At 63.2% G+C, this 17,554-nt stretch carries 15 protein-coding genes; 8 read left to right on the plus strand and 7 right to left on the minus strand.

Annotation, left to right across the window (positions count from 1 at the left end):
* The first annotated feature begins 304 nt into the window (after nt 1-304).
* Both trpS and DSOUD_RS18580 read left to right on the plus strand, forming a co-directional pair.
* Entirely contained in the window at nt 305-1,270 is a 966-nt protein-coding gene (trpS, locus tag DSOUD_RS14895) for a tryptophan--tRNA ligase (RefSeq protein WP_053551752.1), read from the plus strand.
* 91 nt (nt 1,271-1,361) lie between these two features.
* Nucleotides 1,362-1,538, plus strand: coding sequence for a hypothetical protein (locus tag DSOUD_RS18580; RefSeq protein WP_157671891.1), 177 nt, complete (start codon nt 1,362-1,364; stop codon nt 1,536-1,538).
* Between the two features lie 16 nt (nt 1,539-1,554).
* Here DSOUD_RS18580 and DSOUD_RS14900 read toward each other — a convergent pair whose 3' ends face one another.
* Nucleotides 1,555-1,743, minus strand: coding sequence for a hypothetical protein (locus DSOUD_RS14900; RefSeq protein ID WP_053551753.1), 189 nt, complete (start codon nt 1,741-1,743; stop codon nt 1,555-1,557).
* A 47-nt stretch (nt 1,744-1,790) separates the two neighbouring features.
* Here DSOUD_RS14900 and DSOUD_RS14905 point away from each other — a divergent pair, with 47 nt between their 5' ends.
* Complete coding sequence (locus DSOUD_RS14905; protein WP_053551754.1) at nt 1,791-2,060, plus strand: hypothetical protein; 270 nt, start codon at nt 1,791-1,793, stop codon at nt 2,058-2,060.
* Nucleotide 2,061: 1 nt separating this feature from the next.
* Here the strand turns inward: DSOUD_RS14905 and DSOUD_RS14910 are convergent, their stop codons facing one another.
* Entirely contained in the window at nt 2,062-2,922 is an 861-nt protein-coding gene (locus tag DSOUD_RS14910) for a TIGR02757 family protein (protein ID WP_053551755.1), read from the minus strand.
* 462 nt (nt 2,923-3,384) lie between these two features.
* On the opposite strand from DSOUD_RS14910, the gene DSOUD_RS14915 reads away from it, so the two are divergent.
* The 3 genes from DSOUD_RS14915 to DSOUD_RS14925 all read left to right on the plus strand — a co-directional run bounded on the left by DSOUD_RS14915 (nt 3,385) and on the right by DSOUD_RS14925 (nt 6,306).
* Nucleotides 3,385-3,651, plus strand: coding sequence for a DUF485 domain-containing protein (locus DSOUD_RS14915; RefSeq protein ID WP_053551756.1), 267 nt, complete (start codon nt 3,385-3,387; stop codon nt 3,649-3,651).
* Between the two features lie 13 nt (nt 3,652-3,664).
* Nucleotides 3,665-5,602: a sodium/solute symporter gene (locus tag DSOUD_RS14920; protein ID WP_053551757.1), complete on the plus strand. Its 1,938-nt coding sequence runs from the start codon at nt 3,665-3,667 to the stop codon at nt 5,600-5,602.
* An 83-nt stretch (nt 5,603-5,685) separates the two neighbouring features.
* Entirely contained in the window at nt 5,686-6,306 is a 621-nt protein-coding gene (locus tag DSOUD_RS14925; protein WP_053551758.1) for a hypothetical protein, read from the plus strand.
* Between the two features lie 59 nt (nt 6,307-6,365).
* Here the strand turns inward: DSOUD_RS14925 and asnS are convergent, their stop codons facing one another.
* Nucleotides 6,366-7,751 (minus strand): asparagine--tRNA ligase, encoded by a 1,386-nt coding sequence (gene asnS, locus DSOUD_RS14930; RefSeq protein WP_053552409.1) that lies wholly within the window; start codon nt 7,749-7,751, stop codon nt 6,366-6,368.
* Nucleotides 7,752-7,921: 170 nt separating this feature from the next.
* Here asnS and DSOUD_RS14935 point away from each other — a divergent pair, with 170 nt between their 5' ends.
* Nucleotides 7,922-10,054, plus strand: a complete 2,133-nt coding sequence (locus DSOUD_RS14935; RefSeq protein WP_053551759.1) for a sensor histidine kinase — start codon at nt 7,922-7,924, stop codon at nt 10,052-10,054.
* Nucleotides 10,055-10,072: 18 nt separating this feature from the next.
* Here DSOUD_RS14935 and DSOUD_RS14940 read toward each other — a convergent pair whose 3' ends face one another.
* On the minus strand, nt 10,073-11,659 hold the full coding sequence (locus DSOUD_RS14940; RefSeq protein WP_053551760.1) for a peptide chain release factor 3: 1,587 nt from the start codon (nt 11,657-11,659) through the stop codon (nt 10,073-10,075).
* A 186-nt stretch (nt 11,660-11,845) separates the two neighbouring features.
* Here DSOUD_RS14940 and DSOUD_RS14945 point away from each other — a divergent pair, with 186 nt between their 5' ends.
* Nucleotides 11,846-13,192 carry an FAD-dependent oxidoreductase gene (locus DSOUD_RS14945; protein WP_053551761.1) on the plus strand — a complete coding sequence of 449 codons (1,347 nt, stop codon included), beginning with the start codon at nt 11,846-11,848 and terminating at the stop codon, nt 13,190-13,192.
* On the opposite strand, the gene DSOUD_RS14950 is transcribed toward DSOUD_RS14945, so the two are convergent.
* From DSOUD_RS14950 to DSOUD_RS14960, 3 genes are read right to left on the minus strand one after another with little or no spacing between them, the layout of a single operon-like run.
* A complete protein-coding gene (locus tag DSOUD_RS14950; RefSeq protein WP_053551762.1) occupies nt 13,189-14,412 on the minus strand; it encodes an anion transporter in 1,224 nt (407 codons plus the stop codon). The two genes, DSOUD_RS14945 and DSOUD_RS14950, sit on opposite strands and share 4 nt — an antisense overlap.
* A 48-nt stretch (nt 14,413-14,460) precedes the next feature.
* Nucleotides 14,461-15,309: a mechanosensitive ion channel family protein gene (locus DSOUD_RS14955; RefSeq protein WP_053551763.1), complete on the minus strand. Its 849-nt coding sequence runs from the start codon at nt 15,307-15,309 to the stop codon at nt 14,461-14,463.
* Nucleotides 15,310-15,320: 11 nt separating this feature from the next.
* The gene (locus DSOUD_RS14960; protein WP_157671892.1) at nt 15,321-17,534 is read right to left on the minus strand and encodes an ATP-binding protein; all 2,214 of its coding nucleotides are present in this window, start codon (nt 17,532-17,534) and stop codon (nt 15,321-15,323) included.
* Between the last annotated feature and the right edge of the window lie 20 nt (nt 17,535-17,554).

A 17,554-nucleotide genomic window follows, 5' to 3' on the forward strand; every position in this document is an offset into this window, starting at 1 on the left:
GCGGGACAGGGTCCCTGAAGGCCAGTAAAAAAAAGAGCGGGTGTGCTTCAGCACGCCCGCTCTTTTATCTGCCATCGCCGACTCACAGCAGGGGATCCGCCGACAGAGAGTCGTGCCTCCCCGGGCCGAGCCGAGGACGGAAAATTTTCGGGGCGGCAACGTCCCCTTTTCCCTACGCCCCTGATTCCCCGTTGACGAAAAGGCGCCGAACTGCTAGCTTAACAACCCATGCGTCCCCTGCCGCGCCCCCCGGGTCCGCGGCTTTTTTCATCCCTGCACCTACCGCAAATTACGAGGTAATCCCATGCGCGTTCTTTCCGGCATTCAGCCCTCCGGCTCCCTGCACCTGGGGAACTACTTCGGCATGATGAAAAAAATGATCGAGTACCAGGAGCAGGAAGAACTCTTCTGCTTCATTGCCAACTATCACGCCATGACTTCGGTTGCCGACGGCAAGGTCCTGGCCAAAGGAACCCTCGAGGCGGCCGCCAACTTCCTCGCCCTGGGGATGGATCCGCAAAAGAGCACCTTCTGGGTCCAGTCCGACCTCCCCGAAGTGCAGGAGCTCTCCTGGTTCCTCTCCAATTTCACCCCCATGGGGCTCCTCGAGCGCTGCCACAGCTACAAGGACAAGGTCGCCCGGGGGATTCACGCCAATCACGGCCTCTTCGCCTACCCGGTGCTGATGAGCGCCGACATCCTCCTCTTCCAGAGCGAGAAGGTCCCCGTCGGCAAGGATCAGAAGCAGCACGTCGAGGTCACCCGCGACATCGCCCTCAAGGTCAACAACACCTACGGCGAACTCTTCACCATTCCCGAACCGGAGGTCGATGACAATGTCGCCACCGTCCCGGGGCTCGACGGCCAGAAGATGAGCAAGAGCTACGGCAACACCATCGATCTCTTTCTCGAGGAGAAGGCGCTGCGCAAGCAGGTGATGCGCATCGTCACCGATCCGACGCCGGTGGAAGCCCCCAAGGATCCCGATGCCTGCAACGTCTTCCAGATTTATCGCCTCTTCCTCGACAAGGCCGCCGAGGAGGCGCTGCGCCGGCGCTACCTCGCCGGCGGGCTCGGCTACGGCGAGGTCAAGGGCGAGCTCTTCGAGACGGTCCGCGACTTTTTTGCTCCTTACGCCGAGCGCCGCGCCGAATTGCTCGCCGACCCCGAGGGGCTGCGCGCCGTCCTCGCAACCGGCGCCGACAAGGCCCGGCAGGTGGCCCTCAAGACGCTGGGCAGGGTACGGAAAAAGGCCGGGCTGATCTACTGAGGGAAGGGGCGACGCCGGCATCGCCTTGAAGTCATGCCGGGGTCTGTCATACTGGCAGGGAGGCGACGGGTGTTGCCCGAAGGGAGGTTCTATGAGCGTTTATCGCAAGTGGTACTGTACCTGCAAAGGCCTGCCGGTCGAACTGGTCTATGAGGAAAACTTCGAGGAGGAGAAAGGGGAGCCGTTCTGCCAGGGCTGCGGCGCGACGCCCTCCTCCGACCCGAAACAGACCGTCCTCTACCGCGACATCGAGGACTGGGAGGATTGAGCGAAGGGGCTGCGGCTCAATCCCGCCGCGGACCGGCCTCTTCCCGGACGAAGAAGACGAAGGCCATGGCCGGCCGCTTGCTGGCCTCGCTCATGGCGAACTGAATCCGGTCGAACTGCCAGCCTTGCCCGACCCACTCGTTGACCAATGTTTCAAGCACGTCGTCGGAAACCACGCTCGTCTCCACAATCTTGTAGCGAATCATCCTGTCCCCTTCCCGATTATCCCTGTTTCACCCCGGAGGACTCCACCTTGGCCATCGCCGGAAGCCCGAAAAAGCTCGCCCAGGATATATCCGAGGGCTATTTGTCCCTGTCGCCGCCCCTGCTGAAGAACTACACCCCCGCCGACTGCAAGATCGTCGTCGCCCATCTCTCCATGGTCGGCCGGGAAGTGCGCGGGGAGCAGGTCCCCCTCGATGACGTCATGGCTCTCAAGGCCAAGAACATGAAACTCTCCCGCCTTCACCAGGCCGAAGTCGTTCTGCGCGCCTACTGCAAGAAAAAACGCATCCCGCTCTAAATCATTTTCCGCCGCCGGCCCGGCAAAGGGGGGCCAGCGGGCACTCCTGACAGGCCCCTCCCCGCGCCCCGCTGCAGCCGTCGCTGATCCCCAGATGAGAAAGGGCGAAATCGAAGCGAATGGGATCGGCGGGGTCGAGGCGGCGCAGCGCCGCAGTGACCTCCAGGGCCATTTTCCACCCGGCCGTTGTGCGCCCGGTTAGCCCGAGAAGCCGGGAAATCCGCGCCGTGTGGGTGTCGAGGGGGATCACCAGCCGCGCCGGATCGACCCTTCCCCACAACCCGAGATCGATGCCGTCGTCGGGGCGGCAGACCCAGCGCAGAAACATGCAGAGGCGCTTGCAGGCGCTCCCCCCATCGGGACTGGAAAAAAAATAGCGGGCCCCCGCCCCTTTCGGCAGCAGGGGGGCACCATAGAGGGGAGAGACGTCCAGAGCCAGGGCCCGGGCGCAGAAGGAACCGAGGGCCGGGCCGATGTCGGAGGCGGCCGGATCATCCCCGACAAGAAAGAACCCCTCCAGACTCCCCTCGGCCGCCATCATCTTCTGCAGCAGCCAGCACAGGCATCCCAGGTCCTCGCCGGAATTGAACCGATGCCGAAAGCCGGCCAGCCGGACCCCGTCCCGCGCCGGCTCGAAATCCCGGACGAAAGCCGCCGGTCCCTCGGGCATGCGCCGGAAGAGGTCGGCGAGACTGGCGCGGATGATCGACACCCGCCCGTAGGCAAGCGCCGCACTGAGAAAGGCCGCAACTTCCCGGTCGTCTCTCCGGGGAAAGAGCCGGGGAAATTCCAGGGGGTCATTGGCCAGGAAATCGGCGCTGCGGCGGGCGCCGACGTCTTCGAGAATCTGTCGCAGGTCCATGGGAACAAGTTAGCACAAATTGCGATTGCGCCACCAGCGGTTATCCCCCCCCTCTCCGCTCATCATAAAAAAAAACATTTTTCTACTCTACCCGTTCGACAAGCCGGCAACCTCGGAATATCAGGCGTATACGGCCGCACCCGGGGGATATTCGCCTGAGGAAACGCAAATTTTAGTAAACTTTATCTATTGACATGATTTTATAACGACGTATTATGTTGCGAATTAAAATACCCCAGATAAGGCATATTTTACCATCTGCGCCCGGCGGGTGGGACCTCCTGCCGCCAGAGGCACCTTCTCTTCCGACCCCTTCCCTCGAGGGGCGACAGAGTCTGCCGGCAGGAAGACAGGGGCAATTCCCACGGGCGATGTCAGACCCCGGACGCCGATGGCCGGCCCCGGGACCATTCAATGCAGCGTTCTGTTCACGGAGAGAACACGAAAAAAGGAGTAATACCCATGGCACATGGACCAGCGGTAAAAATGGGCAAGGACAACGCGTCCGCCTACAAAACCAGGCTCGGAATTTGGATGTTTCTGGCCTACACCATCGTCTATGCCGGCTTCATCGTCATCAATTCCACCATGCCCTCATTGATGCAGGAAGTCATTTTCGGGCAGACCCTGGCGATCATCTACGGCTTCGGCCTCCTTCTCCTGGCGCTGGTACAGGCCGTCATCTACAACTCGCTCTGCAATCGCGCAGAAGCGCGTTTGAACAACTAGGGGGACGCCGACCATGATGTACACCACTTCACCGATTGCCATCGCCCTCTTCTTCACCTTCGTCGCCGTCGTCCTCGGCCTCTCCTTCTACCTCGGCCGCCGCACCACCTCCTCGGCCGGCTACTATGCCGCCGGCGGCAACATCCACTGGTTCGTCAACGGCATCGCCTTTGCCGGCGACTACCTCTCCGCCGCCTCCTTTCTCGGCATCTGCGGCATGATCGCCACCGCCGGTTACGACGGCTGGATGTACGCCATCGGTTACCTGGCGGGGTGGATGGTCGCCCTCTTCCTGGTCGCCGAGCCGATGAAACGCCTCGGCAAGTACACCTTCACCGACGCCCTCGACTCCAAGTTCAACTCCAAGGGGATCCAGCTGATGGCGGCGATCTCCACCCTCTGCGTTTCGGTCTTCTACCTGATTCCGCAGATGGTCGGTGCCGGCGTCCTCGTCAAGCCGCTCCTCGGCATGCCCCACTGGGTCGGCGTCTGCATCGTCGGCGTCGTCGTCACCATCATCGTTGCCACCGCCGGGATGGCTTCGACCACCTATGTGCAGTTCATCAAGGGGGCCCTCCTCCTCATCGTCTCCACCGTGGTGGTCGTCGCCCTCCTCACCCGCGGCCTCTCCACCGAGCCGAAGGGCCTGTCCAACGGCGAGCCCCACACCTTCCAGTCCCTGACCGCCTCCGTCGCCGCCGACGGTTCCCTGCAGGCCGGAAACTTTTCGGTCCCAGCCGGCTGGCGGGAGAGCGACTTCGGCAAGGCCGATCTGGTGCGTCTGACCAGCGACGGGCAGGAATCGATCTGGCACTTCGCCGCCAAGGGCGACGGCACCTACGCCCTGGAGGAGACCCTCTTCGTCACGACCAGGGCGGACGGCACCAAACTCTACAACGGCTCGGAAAAGGCTGAAGGAAGTTTCTTCCCCGTCGGCCACATCAAGGAACTCAAGATCGACGGCCAGTCCGTCGCCGAGACCGGCGCCATCGGCCCCTTCGCCTTCCTCTCCGCCATCAAGGACTCGACGGTCGTTCTCTGGGGGAAGAAGTACGTCATCGAGGGTGGAAACAAGTACGAAATCTTCTACCAGAAACCGACCGCCGGCGCCCGCGTCCTGCGCCCGGGGCTGAAGTTCAAGGTCGACAACGCCACCGGCACCGAGAAGTTCAACTTCATCTCCTTGATGCTGGCGCTCTTCTGCGGCACCGCGGCTCTCCCCCACATCCTGATCCGCTACTACACGGTGCCGAGCCAGGCGGCCGCCCGCAAGTCGACCATCGTCGCCATCGCCGCCATCGGCTTCTTCTATGTGCTGACCCTTTACCTCGGCCTCGGCGCCATGACCAACGGCGTCATCAATCTCACCGACAACAACATGAGCGCGCCGCTGCTGGCTCTCTCCTTCGGTGTCGTCCTCTTCGCCGTCATCTCGTCCCTGGCCTTTGCCACCGTCCTCGGCACCGTCTCAGGCCTGATCGTCGCCTCTTCAGGCGCCGTCGCCCACGACCTCATGGACAACTTCCTCGGCCTGCACATGACCGACGCCGGCAAGGTCAAGGCGGGGAAAATTGCCGCCGTCGTCGTCGGTTGCATCGCCATCTACCTCGGCATCGTCTTCGAAGGGATGAACGTCTCCTTCCTGGTCGGCTGGGCCTTCGCCGTCGCCGCCTCCGCCAACCTCCCGGCGATCCTCATGCTTCTCTTCTGGAAGAAGACGACCGCTCAGGGGATTACGGCTTCCATCGGCGTCGGCCTCGTCTCGGCCCTCGGGCTGATCCTGATCTCGCCGGACATGTGGGTGCGCTACGGCCTTCTCCCCGGCGACGCGCCGATCCAGATCAACAGCCCGGCGGCCATCTCCATCCCCCTCTCCTTCATCGCCCTGGTCGTCGTCTCGTTGCTGACCCAGAAGGAGCTGGCCCCCGGCGAGGTCGCCGAAACGGCCTGAAGTCAAAGGGATTGAAAATTCACAGCTGATTTGCCATACTCTTGGGCCGCCGTCTTGGCGGCCCATTTTTTTAAGGATGCACCATGAAACGCTTCCGCTTTACCCTCCTGGCGATCTGTCTGGTCCTCCTCTTTCTCGGTTGGAACGACATCTCGCTCTTTCTGCGCAACCGCGCCCCGGAGACTATCGCCGTCACGGCCCTGGAGCAAAACGGAGCCCCCAGGGAATGGCTGCACGTCACCGGCGGCACCCTCGATCTTCTCGAAGCCATTTCCACCTCAGGGAGCATCGAACTCGAAGCTCTGCTGATTCCGCTCAAGAGCGACCCCCAGGCCGGCGACTTCCGGGTCCTGGTGGAAACCCGCGAGCCCGGACTGATTAAGCTGTTCCGGACCTACCACTTCAAGCTCGACTCCGAGGAGGCGCAGGAGCGCTATCTCGACGAGCATCGGTCCGAGTTTTTCCCCCGGCAGGACGTTTCGGGGACACTGGTCACCGGCCTGATCGCCACCGGCAACCGCGACAAGCTCATGACCCTGGCCAAGGATGTCGGCATGCAGGTCACCGACGACGTGATCTTCATCGCCGAAGGGAAGGAACCCGCACGGATCCGCGGCTTTATCTTTTTTGCCCTGGCTCTGGCCGGGCTCGTCAAGTTCGCCGCCATGGGAAAAAGAAACAGCCCCCCGCAAGGAGAGGCTTAAAACGCGAAAAAGGCGGGATCGCAAGATCCCGCCTTTTTTTGTCCCCCCCTTCGCTGTTGTCAAAACCGGGCATTGCCGGGGGTGCGGGGAAAGGGGATGACGTCGCGGATATTCTCCATCCCGGTGACGTACATCAAGAACCGTTCGAAACCGAGTCCGAACCCGGCATGGGGACAGCTCCCCCAGCGGCGGGTGTCGAGATACCACCCCAGGGACGCTTCGGACACGCCCTTCCCCTTCATCCGCTCCAGCAGCACCGGCATGCGCTCCTCCCGCTGACTCCCCCCGATAATCTCCCCGACCCGCGGGACCAGAAGGTCCATCGCCGCCACCGTGCGGCCGTCGTCGTTGAGGCGCATGTAGAAGGCCTTGATTCCCTCCGGGTAATCGGTGACGAAGACCGGCCCGCCGATGATCGTCTCGGTCAGATACCGCTCGTGCTCCGACTGCAGATCGAGTCCCCACTCGAGGGGGAATTCGAAGGGGTGCCCCGACCGCTTCAGGGCCGCCACCGCCTCGCCGTAGCTCAGGGTTTCAAAGGTCGCCTCCGCCAGGGTTTCGAGCTTGGCGATGAGCCCCGGCTCGACGCGCTCGTTGAAAAAAGCCAGGTCGGCGCCGCAGTGCTCCAGGGCGTAGCGCACCAGGAAGCGCAGGAAGTCTTCGGCGAGGCGGCAGTCGGCGGCGAGGTCGGCAAAGGCCATCTCCGGCTCGATCATCCAGAATTCGGAGGCGTGACGGCTGGTGTGGGAATTCTCGGCGCGAAAGGTCGGACCGAAGGTGTAGATGTCGGAAAAGGCCATGGCAAAGAGCTCCCCTTCGAGCTGGCCGCTGACCGTAAGCCCCGTCTTCTCGCCGAAAAAATCGTCCTTCCACAGGACATCTCCCTTCTCCAGGGGGGGACGCCGGGGGTCGAGGGTGGTGACGCGGAACATCTCCCCGGCCCCCTCGCAGTCGTTGGCGGTAATGATCGGGGTATGCACGCAGAGGAAGCCCCGCTCCTGAAAAAAGCGGTGGACGGCAAAGGAGAGGGCGCTGCGCAGGCGGAACACGGCGCCGAAGGTGTTGGACCGGGGGCGCAGGTGGGCGATGCTCCGCAGGTATTCGAGGGTGTGACGTTTCTTCTGCAGCGGGTAGTCGCCGTCCGCCTCGCCGAGAACCCGGACCTCCCGGGCCCGGAGCTCCCACTGCTGACCGCTCGCCGGCGACGGCACCAGATCCCCTCTTGCCTCGATACACGCCCCGGTGCCGAGGCGGCCGAGTTCGGCGAAATTGGCCAGAGACGGCTCGATGACCACCTGGATCCCGTCGAGGCAGGAGCCGTCGTTGAGGGCGATGAAGGTCACCTCCTTGGCCCGGCGCACGGTGCGCACCCATCCCTGCAGCAGAACCCCGTCCCTGGCTGCGGCACTGGCCAGCGCCGCAGCGATGCGCATTTTTGCCGACAATCCGTCCATCTTTTCTCCCCCCTGTGCATGCATAGAACCTCAGCTGACCACGCCTGCGGGCGATTGTCAATCCTTGCCGCACCGCTCTTGCCCGGCGGCATAACCCTGTTAATATTAATCGACTTTAGGGTCCATTCCGGATTTACCCTTCCCCTGGCGGCAGGGAGCCGATGCAAAAGCGCCTCGCAAAAAAATCCAACCTCGCGTTCCTCGAGCACAAGAGGCGGCAGATCGTCGTCTACGCCCTTGTGTACACCCTGGCGGCCTCCCTTCTTCTGGCGGCGGTGAGCATCCTCCCCCTGGTCAAGCTTTTGAAGGAACAGGAGGAAGGGAGTCTCCTCCAGGGGGCGAAGACGCGCACCCTGGCCATCGAGGAACACCTCTCCCGCCTCGCCGACATCGCCGGCCAGATCACCAGCCGCTCCGTGATCCGCGACCGGCTCGACGACTACCGCCAGGGGAAGGAAAGCCTGGCGGATCTCGAGGCCTTCACCCGTCCGCGCCTGCGGGACGCGATGCAGCACGCCCCTGAAGTCTCGGGCATCTCCCGCTTCGACGACCGCGGGAAGCTCGTCGCCCGCACCGGGATCCCCCTCCCCCCGGAGATCCGCCCTCCGGCGCCAGCGGTTGCCGAGACGACCTTTTCCGACCCGGTCACCATCGGCAACGATCTCTACCTAGCGGTGAGCGCGCCGATTTTTCATGCCGGCAAAAGGATCGGCACCGACATCGTCCTCTTTACCCTCTACAAATTGCAGGGGATCCTCTGGGATAGGGAAAGTCTCGGCAATACCGGCAACGCTCACCTCGGCGGGGGAAGCGCCGGTACGCCGACGATCTTTTTTCCCGGCTGCCGGGATGAAAGGGAAGTCTACAACAGACCGATCACCGAGCCCCTGTTTCTCGAAGCGATGCGCCGCAGTGCCAGGGACGAATCGGGGATCCTTCGTTCCGGCGACAACGGTGGCCCGAGGCACCTTCTTCTGGCCTACACCCCGGTCCGGCAGGGACGCTGGGTGCTCCTGATGACGATGAACGAACAGGAACTCTATTCCCGGGTGAACCGCCAGCTGCTTTCCGTCGGTCTGGTGGCTGTGGTGCTGGCCCTCTGCGCCGGCGCCGGGATGGTGCTCCTGCTGCGGCCCCTCACCGGCAAGGTGCTGATCTATTCGCGGGCCATGGAAAAACTCAACCGGGTTCTTCAGGAGCAGATCAGCGACCGGAAGCAGGCTGAAGAAAACCTGCGCCGCAGCGAACTCGGCTGGGAACTGACCTTCGAGTCGATCACCGATGCGGTGATGATCCTCGACACCCATGGCCGGCCGTTGAAAATGAACTCGGCGGCCGCCACTTTCCTCCGGGACCTCACCGGAACAGAAGGGGGAGAGGGGGTGTCTCTGGGCCTTCTCGGCATCGGCGGCACGGAGGAGCCGTCTCCCTTTTCCCGCATGCTGGAGAGCCGGCGCCCCGAGACCGGAGAACTCTTCGACCCGAACAACCGCCGCTACTTCACCATCGCCGTCTACCCGCTGCTGGACGAAGACGGGGAATTGCTCGGCGGGGTGCATATCGCCCACGACAAAACGGAGCAGAAGAACCTGGAGCAGATGAAGGACGACCTCCTCTCCTCGGTCAGCCACGAAATGCGCACCCCCCTCACCGCCATGCTCGGATTCACCGAATTCCTGCTGGAACATGAAGTCGACCGGGACAGGCAGAGGGACTACCTGCAGACGGTGCACAAGGAAACGGAACGCCTCAGCGAGCTGATCGGCAACTTTCTCGACCTGCAGCGCCTCCAGGCCGATCTCAACCATTATTCCTTCGAGCCCTTTGACGTCGCCCAACTCCTCGGGGAGGCCGCCCACCTCTTTTCCGTTGCCTCGAAGGAGCACTCCGTCGCCCTGGAGCTCCCCCCGGAACCGATTCGGGCCCGGGGCGACTACAACCGCCTCCTCCAGGTCCTGAAAAACCTCCTCGGCAACGCCATCAAGTATTCCCCCGGCGGCGGCACCATCCACCTCGGCGCCGAGGAGGAGGAGGACCGGGTGAGAATCTGGGTCAGGGACGACGGCATGGGGATCCCCCAGCAGGCCCTGGACAAAATCTTCACCAAGTTCTACCGGGTGGATGACAGCGTAAGGCGAATGCCGGGGGGGGTCGGCCTCGGACTGGCGTTGGCCCGGGAGGTCCTGCGGGCCCACGGGGGACGGATCTGGGCGGAGAGCGCCCTGGGAAAGGGGAGCGCCTTCTATTTCACCCTCCCGTCCCTCGCCGCCGAAAAAAAAACGGCGGCAGAATAAATCCGCCGCCGCCCCTTGTCAGCTGTGCTCTTTTGTTTTGTGGAAGACGATGTCGGGCCACTGCTCGATGACGTAGCCGAGACGCCATTCGCTGGGGGCGAGGAAGGCGAGATTCCCCTCGGCGTCGAGGGCGAGGTTCCCCTGGTTCTTCTTTTCGAATTCGTTGAATTTTTTCTGGTCGGCGCAGCTCACCCAGCGGGCGGTGGCAAACTCGATCCCTTCGTACAGGGCATCGACTCCGTACTCGTCCTTGAGCCGGGCGACGATGACATCGAACTGCAGCACCCCCACGGCGCCGAGGATGTAGTCGCTGCTCATCAGCGGCCGAAAGAGCTGCACCGCCCCCTCTTCGGCCAACTGGAGCAAACCCTTGTCGAGCTGCTTGGTCTTCATGGGATTCTTCAGGCGCACCCGGCGGAAATGTTCGGGGGCGAAACTGGGGATGCCGGTGAACTTGAGGGGCTCCTTGTCGCTGAAGGTATCGCCGATCTTGATGGTGCCGTGGTTATGAATGCCGATGATGTCGCCGGGCCAGGCCTCTTCGATATTGGTGCGGTCCTGGGCCATGAAGATGGTGGCATTGGCGATCTGCACGTCCTTGCCGATGCGGTGATGGCGCACCTTCATCCCGCGCCTGAATTTGCCGGAGCAGATCCGCAGAAAGGCGATGCGGTCGCGGTGTGCCGGATCCATGTTCGCCTGGATCTTGAAGACGAAGCCGGAAAATTCCTCCTCGTAGGGGGAGACCATGCGGGTGGCGGTGGCCCGGGGACCGGGACCGGGAGCCTGCTCGACGAAGGCGTCGAGGAGTTCCTGGACCCCGAAGTTGTTCACGGCGCTGCCGAAGAAGACCGGGGTCTGGTTTCCCTTGAGGTATTCGGCGGGATCGAAGGGGCTGGCCGCCCCCTCGAGGAGTTCGATATCGTTCCGCAGTTCGGCGGCCTGGCTGCCGAGGAGCTCGTCTAGACGCGGATCGGCGAGGTCCTCGATGACGATCCCGTCGGAAAACCGGGTTTCCTGCCCCGGAACAAAGAGATGGAGCTGCTTGCGGTAGAGGTTGTAAGTGCCGCGAAAACACTTCCCCATGCCGATCGGCCAGGAGAGGGGGGCGCATTCGATCTGCAGCGTCTCCTCGATATTGGAGAGGAGATCGAGGGGATCGAGTCCTTCGCGGTCGAGTTTGTTGATGAAGGTCATGATGGGGGTGTTGCGCATGCGGCAGACCTCCATCAGCTTTTCGGTCTGGGTCTCGACCCCCTTGCCGCTGTCGATGACCATGAGCGCCGAGTCGACGGCCGTCAGAACCCGGTAGGTATCCTCGGAGAAGTCCTGGTGACCCGGGGTGTCGAGGAGATTGACCTCGTAGTCGCGGTAATTGAATTTCATCACCGAGGAGGTCACGGAAATGCCGCGCTCGCGCTCCATCGTCATCCAGTCGCTGGTGGCGTGCCGGGAGGCCTTGCGCGCCTTCACCGCACCGGCCATCTGAATCGCGCCGCCGAAAAGGAGCAGCTTTTCCGTGAGGGTGGTCTTGCCGGCGTCGGGGTGACTGATAATGCCAAAAGTGCGGCGGCGATCGATTTCCTGCTGGTTGTGTTTCTTCACTGCGATCCTCAATCTGCTGATTCCGGTGATCCTCGACGGCGACGAAAAATACGGGACCATCCCGGGCCCGGTCGACCTGTGATAATAACTCAAAAATGCCGCCGGGGTCAATCCCGCCTTGCGTTGTCGAAACAATCCCGGCACACTTAAAAGAAAATTTGCTCCCCGAACCTGGAAAGGCAACTCATGGCAAAAAAAAGACTGATAGTGATCGGTGGCGACGCTGCGGGGATGAGCGCGGCCGCCAAAGCAAGGCGCCTCGATGCGGACCTTGGGATTACCGTTTTCGAACGCTCTCCCCACACCTCCTATTCGGCCTGCGGCATGCCCTACTACATCGCCGGCATGGTCGAAAAGGTCGAGGATCTGATCTCCCGCACCCCCGAGGTTTTCCGCGACAAATACAGTATCGACGCCCGCATCCTCCACGAGGTCACGGCCATCGACCCGGCCGCCGGGCGGGTACAGGTCGTCGATCGCCAGAGCAGGAAGGAATCCTGGGAACCCTACGACCAGCTCCTCATCGCCACCGGCGCCCTCCCCTTCTGTCCCGAACTCCCCGGCTCGGACGCCCGGGGGATCTTCGGACTCTCCACCTTGCAGAGCGGGATCCGGGTACGCCGGGCTCTCGACGAGGAGAAACCGCGGCGGGCGGTGGTCGTAGGCGGCGGCTACATCGGCCTGGAGATGGCCGAAGCCCTGATCCGGCGGGGGCTGGAGGTTTCCCTGATCCAGCGCGGACCGCAGGTGATGGAGACCCTCGATGCGAAGATGGGGGCCCTGATCTCGGAGGCGCTGCGGGAAATCGGCGTACAGCTCTACCTTGAGGAGTCGCTGACCGGATTCGAGGTCCAGGACGGCCGGGTGACCGCCGCCGTGACGACCAACCGCACCCTGCCGGCGGACATCGTCATCCTCGGCATGGGGACCCGCCCCAACACAGCCCTGGCCGCAGCGGCCGGGATTCCCCTCGGCGTCAAGGGGGCCCTGAAGGTCAACGCCCGCATGCAGACGGAAACTTCCGGCATCTGGGGGGCGGGGGACTGCGCCGAATCCTTTCACCTGGTCAGTCGGGAGCCGGTGCACATCGCCCTCGGCACCATCGCCAACAAACAGGGGACCGTCGCCGGCACCAATCTCGGGGACGGCTACGCCACCTTTCCCGGGGTGGTGGGGACGGCGGTGAGCAAAATCTGCAAATACGAGGTCGCCCGCACCGGACTGCAGGAGAGGGATCTCCTCAGGCTCGGCCTGCAATACGACACGGCGACGATCAAGAGCCGCACCCGGGCCGGCTATTATCCCGGAGCGGGGCACATCACCGTCAAGCTCCTCGCCGAAAAGGGGAGCGGCCGCCTCCTCGGCGGACAGATCGTCGGCCTCGAAGGGGCGGCCAAACGCATCGATATCCTCGCCACCGCCCTTCACGCCGGGATGACCGTGCAGCAGATCGTCGATCTCGACCTCTCCTACGCCCCCCCCTTCTCCCCGGTGTGGGACCCGGTTCAGACCGCCGCCCGGCAGCTGATCTAACCGGGAAACTGCCAGCGAATCCACAGCCACAGCGCCGCCATCCCCAGGGTGATCAGGGTGACCGGCACTCCGACCCGGAGGTGCTCCCGCCAGGAGATCGCCACCCCGAGACGGGCGGCCTGGTCGATGACGATGATGTTGGCGATACTGCCGACGACGAGAAGATTCCCCGCCAGAGTGCTTGCCAGAGCGAGGACCGCGCCGGAGAGGGGGTGGTCGGCGAGGGGGAGGAGGAGCATCACCGCCGGGACGTTGGAGACCAGGTTGGAGAGGGGGACGGTCAGGGCGAAGAGCCAGGCGGGACGGGCGAGATCGACCCCCGCCCGCTGCAGCAGGGCGAAACCGCCGCCGAGGAGTCCTGAAGATGCCAGGGCGTGATTGACCACGAAGAGGCCGATGAAGAGGATCAAAAGGTGCCAGTCGACGAGGGCGAGGATGTTGCCGGAGCGCATGCGCCGGCTGCAGAGGAGGATCCCCGCCGCCGCCAGGGCCAAAACCTCCCGCGGCCAGGGGGCAAAGAGAAAGGCGGCCGTCAGCAGGACGACCACCAGAACCCCCTTGCCGCTCTGCCAGCGGTCGAAGGGAGGGGCCTGCGGTTCGACGACGACGGTGCCACGGAGCCAGTCGCTTCCCACCTGACGGCGCACCACCCACCACACCGCGACCAGGCCGCAGAGAGCGGGAGGGACGGCATCGAGAAGGTAGCCGCCGAAGGAGAGGCGGAGGGTCTGGCCGATGAGCATGTTCTGCGGATTGCCGATCAGGGTGGCGGCCGAGCCGACATTGGCGGCGCAGGCCAGGGCGAGGAGAAACGGCCTTGGGTCGAGGCCGCGGCGGGAGCAGCCGACGACCAGGATCGGCGCCATGGCCAGGCAGACGATGTCATTGGCCAAAAGGGCCGAGAGGAGGCCGGCGGTGAGGACCAGCAGCGCCAACAGGCGCGAAGGGGGGATATCCGTTGCCGCCAGGCGCCCCGTCAGTTCCGAGTAGAAGCCGCCGAGGCGCAGCTGCGCCGAGACCACCATCAGCCCGAAGAGAAGTGCAAGGGTTGATCCGTCAAGAGCCCCCCAGGCCTGGCCCGGGGTGAGCTTCCCCGTCGCCAGCAGGGCGATGGCCCCGAGGAGCGCCACGCCGGTGCGGTCGAGGGCCAGCCCCGGCACCTTCCCCAGAATCATCCCCCCATAGACGACAAGAAAAATCGCCAGAACCGTACTGTCCAAGAAAGCGCACTCCGAAATCGGCAAGGGTTGAGAAAACGGTCGACGAGGTCAATCGTCCGTACCGGCAACGGCCCCGACTCCGGTGGACCGGGCGAGGAACAGGGGGGCGGATATCTCGGGAAGGAGGTTTCGCCGCACGATTTCCTTCTTCACCCTCTCCAGGATGTCGCTGGCCAGGAGGCGCTCGAAACGGACATCGAGGACATAGGCCTTGATGCGGAACCGGCTGAGAAAGGCGCGATCGAAGTGATCGTCCACCATGACGATGATCGGCTTTTTGAGGTAGACATAGGGGGAGCAGGCGGCGGCTTCGGCGGCCAGAGCCTTGACTTCCTGGACATCGACGGTCGCCGGGAGGTGAAATTCGGTGACGACCATCTCATCCAGGGATCCGTTGTTGGCATTGGACACCGCCACGCTCAGAACCAGGGCGTTGGGGAGGGTCACCGCGCTGTCATCGAAGGTCTGAAGACGGGTGGACCGCAGGCCGATGTTGGTCACCTCGCCGTATTGGCCGCCAACATCGACCATGTCTCCGACCCGAAAGGGGCGGTCGAAGAGGATGAGGATGCCGGCGATGATATTCCTGATCAGGTCCTGGGCCCCGAGACCGAGGGCGAGGCCGACCCCGGCGCTGATGGCAACCAGGGTATTCATCGGCGGCTGGACGATGCCGAAGATGATGAAAGCGACGGCTCCGACCCAGAGAACGAGTCGCAGTACCGGATAGAAGCTGGCGATGAAGAGCCGGGATCGACTGAATTTTCTCGCCAGCCAGTTCGAGAGGATGCGCAATCCCCAGACCACCCCCCAGACCATGAAAAAAAAGACCAGTGCTGACGTGATCTTGGTGAAGGAAAACTGTTCGATGAGTGTCTTGAGTGTCTCGTCCGGCACGGTCTACCCCTCTAGTAAAGAATATTCATCGATTGAAGGGTGGCGGTCACCGGCCCGAAGAAGATCGGGTTGAAGGTATAGCTCACCGGCAGCTCGCAGTTCTTGCCCCCCTGGATCATCAATAGGTTCAGCTGGGCGAGATAACCGAGGACAAGGCGGCTCTCCAGGAGGGTGCAGCGAAAGATGGAGCCATGTTCCTCGGGAGAAAGCCCGCCGTGGCTGACCACTTCGGCAAGGGCGAAGAGATACTTTTGGTCCAGGGCGCGAAGGGCTCCGTAGCTCAGCTTGGCGAGAGGGCTGACTTTGAGGATCGCCTCTTCGGCATCATAATCCAGGCTGAGCAGCCAGTAAAAAAGAGCCGCTTCAATATTGCCGCCACTGGCCACAAAGAGTTCGTGAAAGAAGCGGTCCTCAAGACTTTTTTTCGTCTCGGCGGAGTCCGCCGCCGGCTCCCCTTCCCTGGGAAGAAAAGCCAGGGGAAGTCCCGAGGTCTCCTGACGCAGCAGGATAGCCGCGCGGATCGTCTCCTGCGAGTGAAACAGAGTCGGGACCTGGTGGGTGAAGTAGCGGCTCATACCCAGGAGATAATCGAGACGCTGCCAGGCCACCTTGCGAAAGGTGACCACCCAGAGAAGGTGGCGCCGGGTCGCCATCAACACATAGAGAAATGCCTCCACCCCCCGCCGTCCGCCGATAGTTCGCAAAAAGATGTTGTGCCCCTGTTCGATAATAAGGATCTTCCCTGGACGACTGTGCAAAAACTCGACGACCTCGTCCAGACCGCCAAAGGGTTCGCCGGGACGAAACCACTCGGCAAAAAGATGCAGCACATCACTTTCGCCGCGCAGGCGTCGGGCAATGATTTTCCGGTCGACCTCCGCCTCGAAACCGAATTCGCTCTCGAAGGAGTTCACCAGCGATGTCTTGCCGCTCCCCTCGGGACCGATCACGGCAACGCTGCATGCCCGACCGGCCGCCCAGCGCTGGTAGAGCCCTTCGAAGGTGGTCAGTTCATCCTCTCGGGCGACAAGAAACTCCCGATTCTTCAGCGGACCCAGGGTGTAGAGGCGCCGGAAGAGGAGGGGCAGCTTCTCGGCCCGCAACAGCACCTCGGCCGGGGAAGGGAGATCGGTGAATTGCAGCAGGGTCTGCTCGGGGGGGGTCTCCCACCCGAGCAGAGCTGCAAGGCGCCCTTTCAGAGCGACAAGACGCGAACGGATCCCCCCGACGTATTGCACCCAGTCCCGCCGTTCCTGAGCCAAAAGTTTCTGCAGCCGCCGAGACAGTCGAGTCGGCAGCCGCTTCAGGCTCCGCCCGAAACGCAGAAACCGGGAGCGCAGAAACCCCGCCCACTCGAGCTCGGCGGCAGGGGCGACGTGCAGCAGGACCCACTCCTCTTCCATGCCGGAGGGAATCGTTCGCAGAAAATCCCGCAGGGCCGCACCGAGCGTGAAGAGCTTCTTCCGGGCATCGTCCAGGGCGGCCAGGGTCAACATCCTGGCGCCGTCAAGACGGGGAAAAAGATCCTCGACTTCGGCAGGTTCCACGGCGGAAGTCGAGACACCCTCCTCCAGTTCCGCGGCCGCCGTCTCCAGGTGAAAGCGCACCCCGCGCCAGAGCGCGGCAAGAGCCGCTGCGGAGGCCGCGTAGGTCTCTTCATAACCGCGCACCAGGGGGTGAGAGGAAAGATCTTCCACAGAGGGAAGGACCCGGGTCACCAGCGCCCTCAGGGGGATTTTCCTCGGGGGGAGGAGTCTGAGCCCGTGCCTGGGCTGGATCAGCTCGGCGGGGAGTGCTGCGACGGCCTCCTGCTGCGCCCGGAGCACGTTTTCGACCAGGGAAAGAACAAGCTTTTTTTTCGGAGCGAATTGAAACAATTCACGCTCCAGGGCAGGCTGCATCTTCTTGCCGAGGAACACCAGAAACCCGTCGATCTCGTCGGCGGTTTTTTTCAGGGCCGCCCCCGAACAGGGTCTGTCCGCCGAGGCAAGGTCGAAGGTGGCCGTCAGGCGCTTCAGGCCGCTGTCGAATTCGGCCGCCGCCTCGGCGAAGGCTTTTTCAAGGAGAGCATCGGCCTCGGCAAGACGCCCGGCCGCATCCACAGTGGTCTGGCGCTCCCGCTCTTTCAGGGACCGGAAGAACTCCGCAAGCATCTCGCTGTTCTCTTTTCTTGTCGCAGTCTCTGTTGTCGACGGCGGCGCGGCATGATCCCGGCTCTTTTTCACAAACAGTCTCCGTTGCGGTT

The sequence above is a fragment of the Desulfuromonas soudanensis genome (assembly GCF_001278055.1).
Classification (GTDB): domain Bacteria; phylum Desulfobacterota; class Desulfuromonadia; order Desulfuromonadales; family WTL; genus Deferrimonas; species Deferrimonas soudanensis.

Excerpts from the sequence above, each read along its gene's own strand:
- trpS (WP_053551752.1), top strand. The coding sequence starts at position 305 with ATGCGCGTTCTTTCCGGCATTCAGCCCTCCGGCTCCCTGCACCTGGGG.
- DSOUD_RS18580 (WP_157671891.1), top strand. The coding sequence starts at position 1,362 with ATGAGCGTTTATCGCAAGTGGTACTGTACCTGCAAAGGCCTGCCGGTC.
- DSOUD_RS14900 (WP_053551753.1), bottom strand. The coding sequence starts at position 1,743 with ATGATTCGCTACAAGATTGTGGAGACGAGCGTGGTTTCCGACGACGTG.
- DSOUD_RS14910 (WP_053551755.1), bottom strand. The coding sequence starts at position 2,922 with ATGGACCTGCGACAGATTCTCGAAGACGTCGGCGCCCGCCGCAGCGCC.
- DSOUD_RS14915 (WP_053551756.1), top strand. The coding sequence starts at position 3,385 with ATGGCACATGGACCAGCGGTAAAAATGGGCAAGGACAACGCGTCCGCC.
- DSOUD_RS14920 (WP_053551757.1), top strand. The coding sequence starts at position 3,665 with ATGATGTACACCACTTCACCGATTGCCATCGCCCTCTTCTTCACCTTC.
- DSOUD_RS14925 (WP_053551758.1), top strand. The coding sequence starts at position 5,686 with ATGAAACGCTTCCGCTTTACCCTCCTGGCGATCTGTCTGGTCCTCCTC.
- DSOUD_RS14935 (WP_053551759.1), top strand. The coding sequence starts at position 7,922 with ATGCAAAAGCGCCTCGCAAAAAAATCCAACCTCGCGTTCCTCGAGCAC.
- DSOUD_RS14945 (WP_053551761.1), top strand. The coding sequence starts at position 11,846 with ATGGCAAAAAAAAGACTGATAGTGATCGGTGGCGACGCTGCGGGGATG.